Origin of the sequence: Pigmentiphaga kullae, assembly GCF_004216695.1 — a bacterium.
In the GTDB taxonomy this organism is placed as follows: domain Bacteria; phylum Pseudomonadota; class Gammaproteobacteria; order Burkholderiales; family Burkholderiaceae_B; genus Pigmentiphaga; species Pigmentiphaga kullae.
The window spans coordinates 1,129,481-1,146,826 of the sequence record NZ_SGXC01000002.1; the positions used below are offsets into that span (position 1 = coordinate 1,129,481).

Genomic DNA, 17,346 nt, shown 5'->3' on the forward strand with positions numbered 1-17,346 from the left:
CGCCTAGGGCGAGGGATCGCCGACGGGCGGCATCATGTCGAGAACGTCGGACAGGCCGCCGGCGTCGCACGCCTTGCCGAAATACCACCCCTGGAGCAGGTCGCAGCCCATGCGGGCCAGGAGCTTCGCCTGCTCCGACGTTTCCACGCCCTCGGCCGTCACGGTCTTGCCCAGGCTGTGCGCGATGTCGATGATGCCCCGCACGATGGCCTGGTCCTCTGCCGAGGCCACCAGGTTGGCGACGAAGCTGCGGTCTATCTTCAACCTGTCGATGGGCAGCAGGCGCAGGTGCGTCAACGACGCATGGCCGGTGCCGAAGTCGTCCAGCGCGATCTCGACGCCGGCCTCGTGCAGGCGGCGCAGGCCGTCCTCGACCCGGTTCTGGTTCAGCCCCAGGAACATGCTTTCGGTGACCTCGACGCAGAACCGGTCCGGGCCGATTCCGCTGTCGCGGAACAACGCGAAGAAACGGTCCAGGAAGGCCTCGGAACGGAAATCGGAATTCGTCAGGTTGATCGCCACGCGGCCGAGGCGGATGTTGCGCGCGTACAGCGCGTCGACGTCGCGGAACACGCGCTCCAGCATGAACATGCCCAGCGCGGCGCGCACCGCCGGATCGGCGAAGCCTTCCTGGAACGCGGCCGGCGGCAGCAGGCCGCGCTGCGGGTGGCGCCAGCGCATCAAGGCTTCCAGCGCGACCTTGCCGCCCGGCGCGACCGGCACGATGGGCTGGTAGTGCAGCTCGAACGCCTCGCGGCGCAGCCCCGTCTCGATCTCGGCCAGGAGCTCCGACTTGCGTTCGGCGGTTTCCCTGAGCGTGGGCTGGAAGCATTCCAGGCGATCCCGGCCCAGCGACTTGGCATGGTAGAGCGCGAGGTCGGCCGCCCGGAACATGCTTTCGCTGTCTGCGCCGTGGCCGGGATACACGGAAACGCCCAGGCTGGCCGAACACCGCCGCGACGTCTCGGCGATGCGCAGGGGATCGCGCACGCGTTCCAGCGCCCGCTCGAACACCGCGGCGGCCTCGTCATCGGTCGCGCCGGTCAGGACCAGCCCGAACTCGTCGCCTCCCATCCGCGCGACCGACAGGCGGGCGTCGCCCATCGCGCTCAGCCGCCGCGCGACTTCGCGCAGCAGTTCGTCTCCCGCCAGGTGGCCGAAGAAGTCGTTGATTTCCTTGAAGGCGTCGACGTCCATCAGCCCCAGGTGGAATCCCGTGCCGGCCAGCCGGCATTCGCCGACCAGCGACACCACGTGCTGGTGGAACCAGCTGCGGTTCGGCAGCCCCGTTACCGGATCGACATAGGCGATGCGCCGCAGGCTCTCCTTGCTGGTCCTCAAGGCGTCCTCGAGCAGCTTGCGCTCGGTGATGTCCAGGCAGATCGAGGTATAGCTGTCCACCGTCCCGTCCTGCAGGACACGGGGCACGATGGTCGTTTCCATCCAGTAGAGCGAGCCGTCCTTGCGCTGGTTGCAGATCTCGCCGTGCCAGACGCGGCCTTGCGAGATCTCGCGGTACATGGCGCGGAAGAACGCCGTGCCGTGCAGGCCCGACTTCAATATCCGGTGATTGGAGGCCAGCAACTCCTGCCGGGAATAGCCGCTGATTTCGCAGAACCGCGCATTGACATAGGTAATGGTGCCCCGGGCGTCGGTGCTGGCCACGATGGCTGCGCAGTCCAGCGCGTAGCGTATGAAATCGGTTTCCGGCTCGAGGCCGCCCGGGAATTTCGCATCGTTGGCGGGTTCCCTCGTGCCGACTGCCCGTCGGCTGTTGTTGTACTGCGGGGGCACGCGCTCCCTCCTCCACGGCTGGGCCGCCCTCCCCTCCGCACGCGCGACGCCGCTCCGGCACGGTGGGGGAAAAACGGTCCGCCCGATATTCTATTGACTGGAATGCCCCCATGATCCAGGAAATGACGCTTGTTTTCCATCGCCACGTGCGAGGCGCGACGGCCGAAGGTCCGGCCGGCGCGGGTGCGGCGGCGGATTCCGGTATGCTTGACGCCCTCAGAACGAGGAGACATCCCATGTTCCGCAAATGTCTTGCCATCGCCGCCCTGGCGCTGGCCGCCACGGGCGCCCACGCCCAGGCCTATCCGTCCAAGCCCATCCGCCTGCTGATTCCCTTCCCGCCGGGCGGAGGCACCGACATTCTTTCCCGCCTCGTCGCCACCCGGCTGGGCGAATCCGAGAAATGGACCATCGTGGCCGAGAACCGCGCCGGCGCGGGCGGCACCATAGGCATCGCGGCGGCCGTGCGCGCGGCGCCCACCGGCTACGAGATGGTGATGGGCCAGAAGGACAACCTGGTGGTCGCGCCCTGGCTGTACAAGAGCGTGGCCTACGAACCGACCAGGGACCTGATGGCCGTGGCGCACGTCGGCTATACGCCCATCGCCATCGTCACGCAGGCCAACTCGCGCTTCAAGACCCTGGCCGACGTGGTCGCCGCGGCCAAGGCCGCCCCCGGCTCCATCACCTATGGCTCGCCCGGCAGCGGCACCACCATCCACCTGGCCGGCGAGATCTTCAAGGATGCGGCGAAGATCGACATCCGGCACATACCCTACAAGGGATCGAACGCCGCCATGATGGACGTGCTGGCCGGCAACGTCGACCTGCTGGTGTCCTCGGTGCCGTCGGCCATGGCGCAGATCCAGTCCGGCAAGCTGCGCGCCCTGGCCGTCACCAGCGCCAGACGCAGCACCTCGCTGCCGGACGTGCCCACCGTCGCCGAGCTCGGCTACAAGGGCTTCGACGTCAGCACCTGGTATGGCCTGTTCATGCCGGCGGGCACGCCCAAGGAGATCGTCGCCACCGTCAACACGGCGGTCAACAAGCTGCTGGCCCAGCCCGAGACCCGCGAAGCCATCCACGCCCAGGGCGCCGAGGCTCAGGCCATGTCGACCGAGGAATTCGCGCAGTTGCTCAAGTCCGACTACCTGAAGTGGAAGGACATCGTGCGCGCCGCCAACGTCACGGTGGAATGACGTCGCCGGTCCCTTGAAACAGGCTGCAATACCTGCATGGCCCCGCGGGGGTGGCGCAGCCGTGCGCGAGGCATAGAATCGACGCAACGCCTGTGTTCCGGCGTTGCAATGCCTCAAGGAGATCATCATGGCACCCAAGCGTCTGCTGGCGCATCTGCTGACCGGTATCCTGCTCGCGGCCTCGACCGCGACCTATGCGCAGGGCGGGCCTCCCGGCGGACGGCCCGGCGGCGGCCATGGCCCGGGCGGACCGGGACATCCGGGCATGAATCATCCGGGACAAGGTCCCGGCCACGACATGGGACGCGGCCCGGGCCGCGCGCCCGGCCACGGCCACCGCGGCCCGCAGGGCCCCGGCCCGGCAGACCCCGCCTACAGGCACTGGTCCAAGGGCGACCGCGTCCCCTATCCCTATCGCGGGCCGCAGTACGTGGTGGACAACTGGCGCGGACATCGCCTGTCCCCGCCCCCGCGCGGCTACCACTGGATCAACGTCGGGGCCGACTACTTCCTGATCGGCGTGGCCACCGGCGTCGTGCTCCAGGCCATCCTCAACCCGTAGCCCCGCACGACACGCCTCCCGCGCCATCGCCGCGGGAGGCCTGCGCCGCCTAGTCCACCCGCACGCCCGCCGCCTTCACCAGCTTGCCGAAGCGCTCCGCATCGGCACGCACCAGCGACGCGAACTCCTCCGGCGTCCTGGTCTCGGTCCCGTCCACGCCCATCTTCAACAGTTGCTCGCGCACGTCGGGCGCCGCCATGGCCTTGGCGATGCCGTCGTGCAGGCGGTTGACGATGGCGGCCGGCGTGCCCCTGGGCGCGAAGACGCCGTACCAGGTGGCGAAACGGTAGTCGGGCAGGCCCGACTCGGCCACCGTGGGCAGGTCGGGAAACTCCGCCAGCCGGCGCGCGCCGGTTACCGCCAGCGCGCGCAGCTTGCCCGTCTTCACGTAGGGAGCCGTGGTCGGATAGGTATCGAACCCCACCTGCAGGCGCCCCGCCAACAGGTCGGGCATGGATTGCCCCGTGCTCTTGTACGGGACGTGCAGCAATTGCACCCCGGCCATGCTCTTGAACATCTCGCCGGCGATGTGCGGCGTGGTGCCGCTGCCGGCGGACGGGAAGCTGAGCTGGCCCGGGTGCGCCTTGGCGTAGGCGATCAGTTCGGCCACGCTGTGCACCGGTACGGAAGGATGCACGGCGATGAAGTGCGGCACCGACGCCGTCAGCGTCACCGGCGCGAAGTCGGTGGCGGTGTCGTACGGAATGTTGTTGAACAGATGCGGCAGGATGGTGTTGACCGACACCACCCCCATCATCAAGGTATAGCCGTCGGGCGGCGCCTTGGCCACCATCCCGCCGGCCACGATGCCGCTGGCGCCCGGCTTGTTTTCCACCACCACCGACTGGCCGAGGATCTCGGACAGCCGGGGCGCGATGACCCGCGCCACCACATCGGTTCCGCCACCCGGCGCGAATCCCACCAGCAGCCGGATGGGCCGGCTCGGAAACGCCTCGTCCTGCGCCCGGGCGGACGAGGCCGCGCCCAGCACCGCCACCACTCCCACCCCCAACACACACCGCAGCAATCGGTTCATGGCCAGCTCCTAGTCGACGAATCAGCCTATCGTTTCACGCAACAGCCTCATCCAGTTACCCCCCATGATCTTGTCGATGTCGGCCTGGCCGAAACCGCGCCGGTCCAACTCGACAATGACGTTCTGCAGGCCGGCGGGCGTACGCATCCACTCCGACCAGCCTTCGTGCGGCGCGATCTCCATTTCCTTGGCGGGCGCGCTCTGGCGCGACCACTTCGCGTAGCGCCACCAGGTGCGCACCGAACGCGGATGGCCCGGGCAATAGTCCGTGCCGATGGCCACCGCGTCGATGCCCAGCAGGTCCACGGTCCAGGCGACCATGTCGCCGAACTGCTCCAGCGTGGTCGCGGCGCCGTGCCGGGTCATGTTGCGGTTGGGCGTCAGGCCGATCACGCCCCCGCGCCGGGCCAGTTCGCGCAGGGCCTCGGTCTGCTTCAGGCGGCCCGCGCCGTAGACCGGCGTGCCCACGTACTCGCGTGGATTGGCATGGGTGATGGCCACCGGCCTGCCGGACATCTGGATGGCTTCCAGGGTCGTGCGCTCGCCGCAATGGGACAGGTCGATCAGGATGCCGAGCTGGTTCATTTCCTCCAGCGCCAGCTTGCCGAAGCGCGACGAGATCCCGGTGTCCTTTTCCTCCCAGTAGCCGCAGCCGATGTAGTTCTGCAGGTTGTAGGTCAGCTGCATCACGCACACGCCCAGTTCGCGGAACATGCCGAACAGGTCCAGGTTGTGCTCCACCGGCGCGGTGTTCTGGAACCCGAACATCACGGCGGTGCGGCCCGAGGCGGCCACGGCCTCGATCTCGGCCACGCTGGCGGCCGGCGCGACGAGGTCCCGGTTCTGTTCCAGCACGACGCGCCACTTGCCCAGCAGGCCCAGGGTCTCGGCCGCGTTCTCCCACACCGCCACCGTGGTGTTGACGCAGCCGATGCCCGCCTCGCGCCATTCCTCGAACCAGCGCCGCTCCGGCACCGGCATCGACAATCCGTCGACGATGATGCCGACCTGTTTGTTGACCATGTTCATCTGCATCGTCCTTCGCGCGTCACGCGCATCCTTGGCTGGAGGGGACATGGCGGAGCATGTTCAGGTCCATGTCGTCGTCGGCGGGCGGGCGGCCTTGCAGCGTGCCGTCGTCGCGCAGGATGACCGGTCCGGCATGGCGGCGCGAAACCACCGAGTCGGGGGCCAGCGCCTGGTTCGACAAGGCATGGATGGCGCGCCACAGGCCGCCGTCGACGGGGTAGCCGTGGCGAATGGCCTGGGCCAGCAGCGGATCCCATTCATCCATGCCCAGGGGCCGCGCGGTGTTGAACAGCGTCACCACCGCCTTCTGTTCGTGGCCCGCGCCCTTGTCGGGCTGCGAGACCTCGGCGCCTGTGCCGTAGCGGCGGCCCAGTGCGGCCATGACGTGCAGCTCGTGCAGATCCTGCACGCCCGACACGCGCAGCGTGGCGCGGCCGGCCGACCGCGCCCGCTCCACGCCCAGGTCCATCAGCGTGGGCAGCAGCACCCAGGCATGGATGCCGCCGCCGTCCACCACCAGCACGCCATCGTCGGCATCCTGCACCGACACCCGCTCCAGCGCCCCTTCGCGCAGCCGCTCATAGCCTTCGTACAAGGCGCGGAAGCCGCCCAGCCCCATGGACTGGGACAGCAGCACCACTTCCCTGACGCCGTGCACGTAGCCGGACGGCAGGCGGCACACCAGCAGGATGCGGTCTATGCACATGCGCGCCTCGCGCACGGATACATCGAACACGCGGGGAGAATCGACGACTTCCCTGTTCATAGGACGGGCTCCTGGGGATAGAACCAATGGGGATCGGCGCCGGCGGCGATCTCGGCGGCCGTGGGCGCGCCCTGGTAGATGACGCCGCGCAGGTTGCGCTGCAGGTAGTCGCGCGTCTTGTCGATGCCGTGTATGCCGATGTTGATGAAGCGCGTGATCTCGCACGGCACGAACTGCTCGCCCATGATGTTGGCGTGGGGCGAGTGGAAGGCCATGCCGCTGAGCGTCTGCACGCGGCTCACGATGAAGCGGTATTCCGGTTTTTCCAGCAGGAAGCGCGCGACGCTGGTGGCGGGCGGACGCTGGGCGATCTCGCGCTCCAGCCCAACCACCAGGCGCGGCAGGTCCAGCCCCAGGTTGAAGACCTCGCCCGCCTCCGCGCGCGGGCCGCGGCGCGGCTCTTCCGCCGTGGCCGACTTGTACCAGACGAATTTCGACGCGCCCTCGGCCTCCAGGTCGATGTCGAAGGCCCAGCCGTATTCGGCATGCAGCAGATCGCGCAGATGACCGATGGACATCGACGGATCGGTCGCGTATTCCTCGTCCACCGCCAGGCCCTCGGCCAGCCGGTCGCACAGTTCGGGCACCAGCTCGGTCAGCAGGCCCAGGAAGGTCTCGTAGGCTTCCTCGTGCACCGTGCCGTCCAGCACGTCGCACAGCGCGGACAAGGGATAGCGTTCGACCTTGCCCCGCACCGCGCCGGTATCGTGCAGCGCCCGCACCTGCGTCCGGATGGACGCCAGGTCCGCGGCGATGTCGGCGCTGGCCGTGAACTGTTCGTAATCCATCCGGTCTTCGCGCCGGAAGGCGATGGCCTTGTCCAGCAGCTTGAGCAGCAGCGCCAGCTTCGCGTCGCCTGCCGCCACGCGCAGCCGCCTGGCGCCCACGATGGCCCGTTCCCGCGCCTGCACCCAGTGGTGCACCAGCTTGGGATGGTTGTTCACGTACAGGATCAGCCCCAGCGCCGAAGCGTTGCCCACGCCCAGGAAACGCTCGATCTCCGGCGCCAGCCGCGCCGCCGCCGGCGAGGCGCAGCGCGCCAGGTGGTTGACCAGGTCCACCGAGAACACCCGCATCATGTACGCGCACAGCATCTGCGCATCCAGCGGGCGCCGCAGCGGATGCGTGCTTTCCAGCGCGCGGAACGAACGGGTGCCGAAGGTGCCGTTGCCGTCCAGTCCGGTATTGCGCATCAGGTAGCAGACATCGGCCAGCGTCGGCACGTCGGGCTGGCGCCCCTGTGCCAGCGACTCCACCGTGTGGTTGAACACGCGCGCGCTGCGGTTCGAACGGGCCCAGATCAAGGTGCCCGGCGTGGCGCGGCCGGCGTAGAGCTTGGGGATTTCCTGGCCGGTGATGCGGATGTCGCGTTCGGACACCGGCCCTTCGACCAGCGCCGCCATCATGTCCCATGCGCGGCCGATGATGCGGCCCGCCCGCCCTTCCATCTTGGGCTCGAACGAATGCACGATGAAATCGAACGGCATCGCGCCCGTGTCGATGCGGTACAGCGCGGTGCCGCGGGCGCGGTCGTCGATCTGCCAGCGCACCAGCTCGATGGTCCAGCGCTCGCGTATGGCCTTGGCCATCAGCAGCCGGGACACGCTCAGGCGGCTGGCCTGCATCACGCCCATGCGGGCGGGCGTCATCAACAGATCCGCGCTGCGGATCCGGGGTTCGTGCCCGGCCGCGGCGCCATCTTGCGCCTGGGCCGCGGCGGCCTCTTCCACGTCGGCAAAGTCCATGCATGCTCCTGTCGTCATCGCGCCGGCCATGCGGCGCATCGGAAACACCTGGCCGTCCGGCCTTTGATGTATTCTATTAGAATACATATGATTCTATTTAAATCATTCTATACTCCCCAACCGGGAATGCAAGAATTTTTCTGACGAGGAAGCTGCGCCATGCTCGAAGCGCGCGAAGCCGGCGGCGTCCGGCCGCTCAGTTCGGTACTGAAGACGCTGCAATTGCTGGATCTGCTGGGCAAGTCCGACCGGCCCATGAAGCTGATGGAACTCGCGGCCGCCTCGGGCGGCAGCCGGGCCACGACCTACCAGAAACTGCTGACGCTGATGGAAGCGGGCTGGCTGGAGCAGACCGAACAGGGCAGCTACCGCCTGTCGCTGCACGCGGCGCTGGTGGGCGAGACCGCGCTGGTCCAGGCCAACCTGGGGGAACGGTTCGCGCACGTGATGCAGGAGCTGGTCCTGCAGGTGGGGGAAACGGCCTCGCTGGCCGTGCTGAACGGCAATTGCGTGCGGCTGGTGCGCCGCGTGGAAGCGCAGCAGGTGGCGGTGCGCGCCGACGTCAAGGTCGGCACCCTGCTATCGCTGAACGACAGTTCGTCCGGCCGGGTGCTGACCGCGTTCTCCAGTCCGGCCTACCGGGAAATGCTCCAGCGCCAGGGCGCCGTGCTGGCCAGGCCGGCCCTGCTCAAAGCGATCGCCGCGCAAGGCTACGCGGTCTCGGAAGGCACCGACACGCCGGGGGTGCAGTCGGTTGCCATGCCGGTGTTCGATGCCAAGGGCGCCTGCATCGCCGCGCTGTCCCTGGTCACGCCGGCCTCGCGCTTCGATCCGGACAAGCTGATCGGACCGCTGCGCGAGGCCGTACAAACGCTCAACCAGCTGAAGTAGCGCCGGCGGCTAGAGCTGGATGTTCAGCTTCTCCACCAGCCCTCCCCACTTGCGTTCGCCCTCGGCGATGGACCGCCGCGCGTCGTCCACCGAACCGCCCGCCGGCTCGGCGCCTTCGCTCGCGAGGTTCTCCCGGATGGCGGGCGACTTCAACACCTGGTTCACGTCGCGGTTGATCCGGTCCAGGACAGCCTTGGGCGTACCCGCGGGGGCCATCAGCCCGAACCATCCCACCGCTTCGTAACCCGGCAGGCCGGCCTCGGCCACCGTGGGCACGTCGGGCAGCACCGGCGAGCGCTTCGCGCTCGTCACCGCCAGCGCCTTGAGCTTGCCACCCTTGATGTGCTCGCGCACCAGGGGAAACGGCGCGAAGTTCAACTGGATCTGTCCGGAGATGGTGTCCGAAACGGACGGCCCGCTGCCCTTGTAAGGCACGTGGGTGAGCTTGACGCCCGCCATGGACGCGAACAACTCGCCGAACAGATGATTGGACGAGCCATTGCCGGACGAACCGTAGTTGAGCTTGCCCGGGTTGCGCCGCGCATATTCGATCAGCCCCTTCACGTCATCGAACGGCATCTTCTCGTTGGCAACCAGCACCACCGGCGGCGTGGCCAGCAGCACCACCGGCTCCAGGTCCTTGGCCGGGTCGTAGCTCAGGCTCTTGTACAAACTGCGCGCGACCAGGATGTTGCCGAACGAGCCAAGCACGGTGGTGTAGCCATCCGGCCTGGACTTGGCCACCATTTCCACGCCTATCGTGCCGGCCGCGCCCGGCTTGTTCTCGACCACGACCGACTGCCCCCAGACCTGGGACAGCCCCTGCGCGACCACCCGCCCCAACAGGTCGGTGTTGCCGCCCGGCGTATAAGGCACGATAAGCCGGCTGGGCCGCGACGGAAAGGCATCGTCCGCCCGCGCCGCCGGAGTGGCCAACAGCATGCCGCCCAGCGCGGCGGCCAACAGATTCTTGAAGATCATCGCCCTCTCCTCACGACGCCGACACGGCGGCCTGTCCATGGCGGCGCTCGTACGAGGTGCCGAACTCGCGCGTCTGGCCGAACACCGCCGGCAGCGGCCGGCCGTTGGGCAGGGTCAGCCAGGCGCGCAACAGGTGCCGGCGATGGGCCGGATCGTCGTGGTCCTGGTACTTGGTGCGGGCATGCAGCACCGAATAGTTGTTGCCGATCTGGATGTCGCCCGGCTCCATGCTGAAGCTCAACTGGACCGCGGGGTCGTTGCAGATTTCCTCGACCAGTTCGATGGCCTGCGCCTGCGCGTCGGTCCAGCGCGGCACGCCGGGCAAATCCTGCGCCAGTTTCAGGTAGCGGCGCTTGTACAGCGCGCTGAGCCGACCTTCGAAGAAATTCAGGATGGGCACGGTCTGGATGCGCAGGCCGCCGCGATGCTGTCCACGCGTGTCGAAATGGAACGGCTCCTGCAGCACGCCGGCCAGGTCGGACCGGCGCCGCAGCACCTCGTTGTACAGCGCCGCGACGCTGACCAGCTTGCTGACGCCGCCGGACACCGCGGTGCGCAGGCACAGCAGCATGAAGGCATCGCCGCCGTCATTGTGGAAGGTCAGTTCGTCGTCGGTCTGGTAGCTGCGCACCGAGTTGTCGTTCGACACTTTCAGGCCGGTATTGGTGACGCTGTGCATGCGATTGCCGGCGCCGTCCTGCTCCTGCGGCTCGCCCAGGTTCACGGACAGCCCCCAGAACAGCAGCCGCGCCTCGTCGTCCGTGTAGTCGGCGATGGGCAGGCCGCGCAGCAAGGCGAAGCCGCGCCCGCCCTCGAGTTCCTGACGCACCTTCTCCAGGCGGGCGGCCATGCGCGGAACGGGGAAGTCGGCGGCCTCGAACTCGGTCGGCTTCATGCCCTTCGCGCGGGCCGCGGCGGTAGCCTCGGCCAGCTCGCGTATCTCGTCCGGCGCCAGGCGCCAGATCCAGTCGCTGGAGCCGGCCAGGCTGGTGCCGGTCCAGACCTCGGGACCGGCGATGGGTTGCAAGGCTTGGGCTGTCATGGTGTCTCCTTGGGTCTGTTGAATTTTGAACATCTTAACATTGTCGACAATTCAAGGTGAAATCCCCCCCGAAAAGGATGCCCTCGGAGGCACGAACCCCTGTTGCCATCGGCACGAAGATGCATCAAACTCCATGCAAAACATGAATTAAATTTCATGAACGACCCATGGAAAGCCGGCCATCGGTCATGACAACCAGGCAAGGAGGAGACATGCACGCAACCCCGACCGCCCCACCACGTACCACCCGATCCGCCCGGCCCCGCCTCGGATTCCTGCTTGGCGCAGGCCTTGTCCTGGCCGTCGCGGCCTGCGGAGGGGGCGGTGACGGCAGCCCATCCGGTACGACGCCCCCTCCCGACCAGGCCGCGCTGCGGACGGCCTGTCCCGCGCTGGCCGGCGCCAAGGTGGAAGGCCGCCTGCTCGGCCTGCCCAGCGGCGATGCGACACTGGCATCGGCGCAATTGATGCCGGCAGGCAGTGTCGCGGGCCTGCCGGAATATTGCCAGGTGCAGGGAGCCATCGCGGCGCGCAGCGCCGGCGCCGATCCCATCCGCTTCCAGATCAACCTGCCGCTGTCCTGGAACGAGAAAGCGCTGATGGTCGGGGGCGGCGGCTTCAACGGCAGCCTCGTCACCGGGCTCGACCCCCTGCGCGACGCACCCGCCGGCCAGCCGCTGCCGCTGGCCCAGGGCTACGCCACGTTCGGCACCGACTCCGGCCACGATGCCGCCGCCTATCTCGCCACGGACCCCGCCAGGTTCGCGCTGAACGACGAGATGTTCGCCAACTTCGCCCACGAGTCCTACAAGAAGGTCAAGGACGTCGCGCACGAAGTCTTTCGGCGCTTCTACCAGCGCGCCCCCAGGAAGCAGTACTTCTTCGGCGGATCGGAAGGCGGCCGCGAGGGGCTGACGATGGCGCAGCGCTATCCCCAGGACTTCGACGGTATCGTGTCGGTCGTCCCCGTCATCCAATGGACCGGGCTCTTCAACGGCTTCCTGGCCTTCACCCAGCCGCAGTTCCACGGCGGAACGCTGGATGCCGCCAAGATCAAGCTGGTGGCCGACGCCGTCAATGGCGCCTGCGACGCGCTGGACGGCATCGCCGATGGCGTGGTCAGCGACTACCTGGGCTGCCAGGCCAGGTTCGACCTCCAGGCGCTGCGCTGCCCCGACGGCGGCGACGCCGGCGACAGTTGCCTGTCGGATGCGCAGCTCGCCACGCTGAAGGCCGCCTATGGCCCCGTGAGCATGCCCTTCCCGCTCGCCAACGGCATCACCACCTATCCGGGCAGGATGTTCGGCGGCGAGATACAGCCCGCAGGCGAAGGCATCGGCCGCTGGATCAGCACCGGGCAGATCCCTTCCGTTCCCACGCCGGCGGCCACCGACGCGCGAGGTGTGATCTACGGCAGCAGCTACGCCCGCTACGTCATCGCCCGCGACCCCGCGTTCGACGTACGCGGCTATGATCCCCTCGCTTACGCGGACCGCATCCGGCAAGTGTCGGAATGGATGGACTCCACCAACCCCGACCTGTCGGCCTTCTTCAAGCGGGGCGGCAAGCTGATCATCCGCGAGAACACCGGGGACTTCGCGCAAAGCCCGGCAGCCGGCATCCAGTACTACGAAAGCGTCGTCGCGCGCATGGGGCAATCCGACGCCGACAAGTTCCTGCGCCTGTATGTGTCGCCCGCCTCGTCGCATGGCGGCCGCGCGGCCAGCCGCACCTCCGGCCAGGAAGTTCCCACCACGCACGATACGCTGGATACCCTGGACCGCTGGGCCGACGCGGGCGCCGCGCCGGCCGATGCCCTGGTGCAGGTCCGGCGCGACACGGCGGCGCCATACAAGGTCCTGGCATCGCGGCCCATGTGCCGCTATCCGGCCTTCCCGCGCTATGGCGGCGGCGATCCGCTGTCGGCCGACAGCTATCGCTGCTCCAGCCTGGGGGCACGTTAGCCCGGGCCGCGCGGGCCCGGACCTACGCGGCGCCGCTGTCCTTCAGCTGGCGGCGGATCTCCGCGCTGTTCTCGTCCAGCCGGGCGGCCCACAGCCGCTCGGCCTCGTCCGCGTCGCCCTTGCGGATCGCCTGCAGCGACTTGCGCCACAGCGCCAGCGAACGCTTGCGGCGCTCGACCGAACGCAGGCCCAGCCGGGTATAGCGCGACATCTGCAAGGACAGCGACGTGATCAGCGTGAACAGGCGGTCGTTGCCGCTATGGGCGGCGCAGCACAGCGTCAGGCGCGACAGCGTCTCGCCGAAGGCATCGCCGCCCGCCGGGTCTTCGGCCAGCGGCGCGAGCTGGGCCACCCCCGCCTCCAGGATCGCCACCAGTTCGGGCGACGACTGGCTGGCCACGCGCCGCGCCACCACGCGGACCAGGGCCTGGCGCACCTCCTGCAGGTCTTCGATTTCCTTCAGCGACAACTGCGTGGCCTGCGCCCCCCGGCGCGGATGGATGCGCACGATGCCTTCCTTCTCCAGCAGCCGCATCGCCTCGCGCACCGGGCTGCGGCTGACCGCGAACTCGTCGGCCAGGTCCTGCTCGCGTATCCACTCGCCCGGCTCGATGGCGGAACTCAGGATGCGGTCGCCCACGTGGGCGGCGATCTGCTCCGGCAGCGTCAGGGTCTTGGACTGCCCCAGCAGCCAGCGGAAACTGGTCGCGCTGCCTTCATCGTTGGCTTGCAGGAATGCGGAAGATCGGGTGATAGCGGACGGCTCCATCGAATGCCTTGGTTGGTTGTCTGCGTCGGGCAATCGGGCAGTATACGGCGCAGGCGCGGCGCGGATCGCGCACCCTACCGGCCAACGGCCTTGCGCAAGCTCAGCGCGACGTCGAAGAACGACTCCAGCATGCGGCTGTGGCGGCGCTCCTCCAGGCAGTAGAGATAGGTCTCGGTGAAGGCAGGATCGCCCTCGATCCGGACCGGCACGAAGCGCGGATCGGGCACGAACTCCGCCTCGGACACGGCGCCTATGCCCATGCCGCGCGCCACCGCCTCGCGCAACGCCTCCCGGCTGCCGATCTCCATCGCGTTGTCGGGCACCACGCCTTGCCGCGCCAGCGCCTCCTCGACCGCGCGGCGCGTGCTGGATCCGCTCTCGCGCCGCAGCAGCGGCTGGCCCTGCAAAGCCTCCAGCGGCACGCCGGCACGGCCGGCGAAGGCGTGGCCGACCGGCACGAACAGGATCACCGCGTGCCGGGCGTAGGGCATGGCGCTGAAGCCGGGCGCATCGTGGAAGCGCGCGAGCACGCCGATGTCCACCGTGTAGTCCTCCAGGTCCTTGAACACCGACGTCGAATTGCCCATGCGTATCGATACGTCGATGCGCGGATAGCGGCGATGGTAGGCATCGGCCATCTCGATCACATGGAAAGGTCCGACCGCTCCCAGCCGGAGCTGGCCCGCGTTCAGCTCTCCGCTGTCGTGCAGCAGGCTGTAGGCATCGGCCTCCAGTTCGCCCAGTTGGCGCGCCAGCGGCAGCAGGCGGGCGCCAATGGCGGTCAGCTCGACCCGGTGCCCGCGCCGGTGGAACAGCTCGACGTTGTAGCGGCGCTCCAACCCCTGCACCTGGGTGGTCAGGGTGGGCTGGCTCATGCCCAGCGCCCGCGCGGCGGCGCTGAAGGTCCCGTACTGGGCAACGGCAAGGAAGGCGCGAAGCTTGGCGGCTGACATCCATAGATTGTGTCTATGGAACGATGACGAAATCGTGAATGTCTTGATAAACCCCTGTCACATTGGGTTCTTAATCTGGCGGCACTCGAACCAACCCCAGCGAGAACCTCCATGTCCCTGCGTTTCCCCCGCCTGCGCCGCGCCCTGCTCGCCCTGGCCCTTCCCCTGCTGGCCACCGCACCCGCCCATGCCGCGGGCACGCTCACCATCGGCCTGATCCCCGCCGAGGACTCCCAGGCCATGATCGAAAGCAGCAAGCAGGTGCTCGACAGCCTGCAACGCCAGCTCGGCATGCCGGTCAAGCCTTTCGTCGCCACCGACTACAACGGCGTGATCGAGGCGCTGCGCGCCAAGAAGCTGGACGCCGCCTACCTGGGGCCGTTCTCCTACGTGCTGGCCAACTCGGTCGCCAACGTCGAGGCCTTCGCCGTCGCGGTCACGAAGAAGACCGGGCAAAGCTCGTACAAGAGCCTGATCATCGCCCGCAAGGACAGCGGCATCGCGACGCCCGCCGATCTCAAGGGCCGCAACTTCGCCTTCGTCGACCCGACCTCCGCTTCCGGCCACCTGTTCCCCAAGGCCGGCCTGCTGCAAGCCGGATACGATCCCGACATCTTCTTCGGCCGTGTGGTCTTCTCCGGCTCGCACGACGCCAGCATCCTGGCGGTGGCCAACAAGAAGGTCGATGCCGCCTCGGTGGCCGACCGCATCCTGGCCAGCGCCATCGCCAAGGGCCAGGTCAGGCAGGACGACCTGCGGATCGTCTGGAGCTCGAACCCGATTCCCGAATCGCCCATGGTCTGGCGCAAGGACCTGGACCCCGCCTTGAAGCGGAAGCTGGCCGAGGCGCTGGCCAACATCAAGGACCTGCCCTGGGGGGACCAGGGCGTGCTGAACGGCCTCCAGCCGACCGATGACGCGGCCTACGACATCGTGCGCGACACCGCCAAGGTGCTCAAGCTCGACCTGCGGAGCATGAAGTGATCCACGTCCGCCAGCTGACCAAGCGCTACGGCGACAACGCGGTCCTGCGCGGCATCGACCTCGATGCCGCGGCCGGGGAATTCGTGGTGGTGCTGGGCGAGTCCGGCGCGGGCAAATCCACCCTGCTGCGCTGCATGAACCGGCTGGTCGCGGCCGACAGCGGCCAGTTGCGCCTGGACGGGATCGACGTCATGCAATGCGGCGACACGCGGGCGCTGCGGCGGCGCGTGGCGATGATTTTCCAGCATCACCACGTCGTGCCGCGGCTGACCGCACTCAAGAACGTCCTGACCGGCCGGCTGGGCGCCATGTCCACGCTGGCCTCGGTGCTGCATTGCTTCCGCGACGAGGATGTGGCGCTGGCGCACGAATGCCTGGCCCGCGTGGGACTGGCCCACAAGGCCCACGAGCGCGCCGACGCGCTGTCCGGCGGACAGATGCAGCGCGTGGGCATCGCCCGCGCGCTGGCACAGCAGCCGCGCGTCATCCTGGCCGACGAACCGGTCGCCAGCCTGGATCCCCACACCTCGCGCAAGGTGTTGCAGTACCTGCGCGATGCCTCGCGCGACCTGGGCATCACCGTGCTGTGCAACCTGCACCAGGTCGACTACGCGCGCGCGTTCGCCGACCGCATCGTCGGACTGAACGGCGGCCGCGTCGTGTTCGACGGCGCCGCCGGCTCGCTGTGCCAATCCGCCGTCGATCGCATCTACCGGCATCCGGCCGGCCCGGCTGACGCGGGCGGCATCGCCCCGCCTCCGGCCGCGCGGCTGGTCGTCTCCTCGGGAGCCCGGGCATGAACACCTCGACGAACCGGTATCGCTGGATGGGCCCCGCCCCGCGCGGCGCCCAGGGCTGGATCACCCTGGCGGGCGCTGCCCTGGCGCTGGCCTGGGCCCTGCAATGGAGCGCGAGCGGCGCGCAGATCAGCTGGACCGAGCTGGCCTCCGGCCTGCCGCAGATCATGGACTTCGCCGGGCGCACCCTGCCGCCCGACTGGAGCATGCTGGGCCGCCTCGTCGCGCCCGCGCTGGAAACCGTGCAGATCGCGATCTGGGGCACGCTGCTGGCGATCCTGCCAGCCATTCCGCTGTCCTTCCTGGCCGCGCGCAATCTCCAGGGCCGCCGCTGGATCTACCTGGCCACGCGCCAGGTGCTGAACGTCGTGCGCAGCATCAACGAGCTGATACTCGCGCTGGTCTTCGTCTCGGCCGTTGGACTGGGCCCCTTTCCGGGCGTGCTGGCCCTGGCCGTGCACGGCGCCGGCATGCTGGCCAAGTTCTTCGCCGAGGCCATCGAGGAAATCGACCAGGGTCCCGTCGAAGCGCTGCGTGCCACCGGCGCGCGGCCGCTGCAGGTCATCGTGTTCGGCGTACTGCCCCAGGTGGTCACAGCCTGGATCGCGGTCGTCCTGTACCGCTTCGAGGTGAACCTGCGATCGGCCACCGTGCTCGGCATGGTGGGGGCCGGCGGACTCGGCTTCGAACTGGTCAGCAGCCTGAAGCTGTTCCGCTACACCGAGACCGCCACTTGCATCATCGTCATCGCAGCGATGGTGGTCGTCGCCGACGCCATTTCCAGCCAGCTCCGCCACCGGATCCAACGCACCGGCCGGCACTGAAGCCCGGCCC

At 68.5% G+C, this 17,346-nt stretch carries 16 protein-coding genes; 7 read left to right on the forward strand and 9 right to left on the reverse strand.

The window, feature by feature from the left end:
- Positions 1 to 3: 3 nt before the first annotated feature.
- Positions 4 to 1,794: a putative bifunctional diguanylate cyclase/phosphodiesterase gene (locus EV675_RS19660; RefSeq protein WP_130358996.1), complete on the reverse strand. Its 1,791-nt coding sequence runs from the start codon at positions 1,792 to 1,794 to the stop codon at positions 4 to 6.
- 236 nt (positions 1,795 to 2,030) lie between these two features.
- On the opposite strand from EV675_RS19660, the gene EV675_RS19665 reads away from it, so the two are divergent.
- Together EV675_RS19665 and EV675_RS19670 are read left to right on the forward strand one after the other, a co-directional pair.
- Positions 2,031 to 2,993, forward strand: coding sequence for a Bug family tripartite tricarboxylate transporter substrate binding protein (locus EV675_RS19665; protein ID WP_130358998.1), 963 nt, complete (start codon positions 2,031 to 2,033; stop codon positions 2,991 to 2,993).
- A 127-nt stretch (positions 2,994 to 3,120) separates the two neighbouring features.
- Complete coding sequence (locus EV675_RS19670; RefSeq protein ID WP_130359000.1) at positions 3,121 to 3,555, forward strand: RcnB family protein; 435 nt, start codon at positions 3,121 to 3,123, stop codon at positions 3,553 to 3,555.
- A 49-nt stretch (positions 3,556 to 3,604) separates the two neighbouring features.
- Here the strand turns inward: EV675_RS19670 and EV675_RS19675 are convergent, their stop codons facing one another.
- Genes EV675_RS19675 through EV675_RS19690 form a run of 4 tightly spaced genes read right to left on the reverse strand, consistent with a single transcriptional unit; the run spans position 3,605 to position 8,131 of the window.
- Positions 3,605 to 4,591, reverse strand: coding sequence for a Bug family tripartite tricarboxylate transporter substrate binding protein (locus tag EV675_RS19675; RefSeq protein ID WP_130359002.1), 987 nt, complete (start codon positions 4,589 to 4,591; stop codon positions 3,605 to 3,607).
- Positions 4,592 to 4,612: 21 nt separating this feature from the next.
- Positions 4,613 to 5,620 carry a dipeptidase gene (locus EV675_RS19680; RefSeq protein WP_165404664.1) on the reverse strand — a complete coding sequence of 336 codons (1,008 nt, stop codon included), beginning with the start codon at positions 5,618 to 5,620 and terminating at the stop codon, positions 4,613 to 4,615.
- A gap of 19 nt (positions 5,621 to 5,639) precedes the next feature.
- Positions 5,640 to 6,386 carry a hypothetical protein gene (locus tag EV675_RS19685; protein WP_130359006.1) on the reverse strand — a complete coding sequence of 249 codons (747 nt, stop codon included), beginning with the start codon at positions 6,384 to 6,386 and terminating at the stop codon, positions 5,640 to 5,642.
- Entirely contained in the window at positions 6,383 to 8,131 is a 1,749-nt protein-coding gene (locus tag EV675_RS19690) for a hypothetical protein (RefSeq protein WP_242621503.1), read from the reverse strand. The genes EV675_RS19685 and EV675_RS19690 overlap by 4 nt, the downstream gene beginning before the upstream one ends.
- Positions 8,132 to 8,290: 159 nt before the next feature.
- Between EV675_RS19690 and EV675_RS19695 the strand changes: the two genes are divergently transcribed.
- Positions 8,291 to 9,022, forward strand: a complete 732-nt coding sequence (locus EV675_RS19695; protein WP_130359008.1) for an IclR family transcriptional regulator — start codon at positions 8,291 to 8,293, stop codon at positions 9,020 to 9,022.
- A 9-nt stretch (positions 9,023 to 9,031) separates the two neighbouring features.
- On the opposite strand, the gene EV675_RS19700 is transcribed toward EV675_RS19695, so the two are convergent.
- Positions 9,032 to 10,003: a Bug family tripartite tricarboxylate transporter substrate binding protein gene (locus EV675_RS19700; RefSeq protein WP_165404665.1), complete on the reverse strand. Its 972-nt coding sequence runs from the start codon at positions 10,001 to 10,003 to the stop codon at positions 9,032 to 9,034.
- A 10-nt stretch (positions 10,004 to 10,013) separates the two neighbouring features.
- Positions 10,014 to 11,045 carry a TauD/TfdA family dioxygenase gene (locus EV675_RS19705; protein WP_130359012.1) on the reverse strand — a complete coding sequence of 344 codons (1,032 nt, stop codon included), beginning with the start codon at positions 11,043 to 11,045 and terminating at the stop codon, positions 10,014 to 10,016.
- A gap of 212 nt (positions 11,046 to 11,257) precedes the next feature.
- Here EV675_RS19705 and EV675_RS19710 point away from each other — a divergent pair, with 212 nt between their 5' ends.
- Positions 11,258 to 13,009: a tannase/feruloyl esterase family alpha/beta hydrolase gene (locus tag EV675_RS19710; RefSeq protein WP_130359014.1), complete on the forward strand. Its 1,752-nt coding sequence runs from the start codon at positions 11,258 to 11,260 to the stop codon at positions 13,007 to 13,009.
- Positions 13,010 to 13,031: 22 nt separating this feature from the next.
- Here the strand turns inward: EV675_RS19710 and EV675_RS19715 are convergent, their stop codons facing one another.
- Positions 13,032 to 13,778, reverse strand: a complete 747-nt coding sequence (locus tag EV675_RS19715) for a GntR family transcriptional regulator (protein ID WP_130359016.1) — start codon at positions 13,776 to 13,778, stop codon at positions 13,032 to 13,034.
- Positions 13,779 to 13,852: 74 nt separating this feature from the next.
- Entirely contained in the window at positions 13,853 to 14,731 is an 879-nt protein-coding gene (locus EV675_RS19720) for a LysR substrate-binding domain-containing protein (protein WP_130359018.1), read from the reverse strand.
- Positions 14,732 to 14,842: 111 nt separating this feature from the next.
- Between EV675_RS19720 and phnD the strand changes: the two genes are divergently transcribed.
- The 3 genes from phnD to phnE are packed head-to-tail and all read left to right on the forward strand — an operon-like array spanning position 14,843 to position 17,336.
- Entirely contained in the window at positions 14,843 to 15,715 is an 873-nt protein-coding gene (gene phnD, locus EV675_RS19725) for a phosphonate ABC transporter substrate-binding protein (protein ID WP_130359020.1), read from the forward strand.
- Positions 15,712 to 16,515: a phosphonate ABC transporter ATP-binding protein gene (gene phnC, locus EV675_RS19730; RefSeq protein WP_130359022.1), complete on the forward strand. Its 804-nt coding sequence runs from the start codon at positions 15,712 to 15,714 to the stop codon at positions 16,513 to 16,515. The genes phnD and phnC overlap by 4 nt, the downstream gene beginning before the upstream one ends.
- Entirely contained in the window at positions 16,512 to 17,336 is an 825-nt protein-coding gene (phnE, locus tag EV675_RS19735; RefSeq protein ID WP_130359024.1) for a phosphonate ABC transporter, permease protein PhnE, read from the forward strand. Before phnC ends, phnE begins: the two co-directional genes overlap by 4 nt.
- Positions 17,337 to 17,346 lie beyond the last annotated feature (10 nt).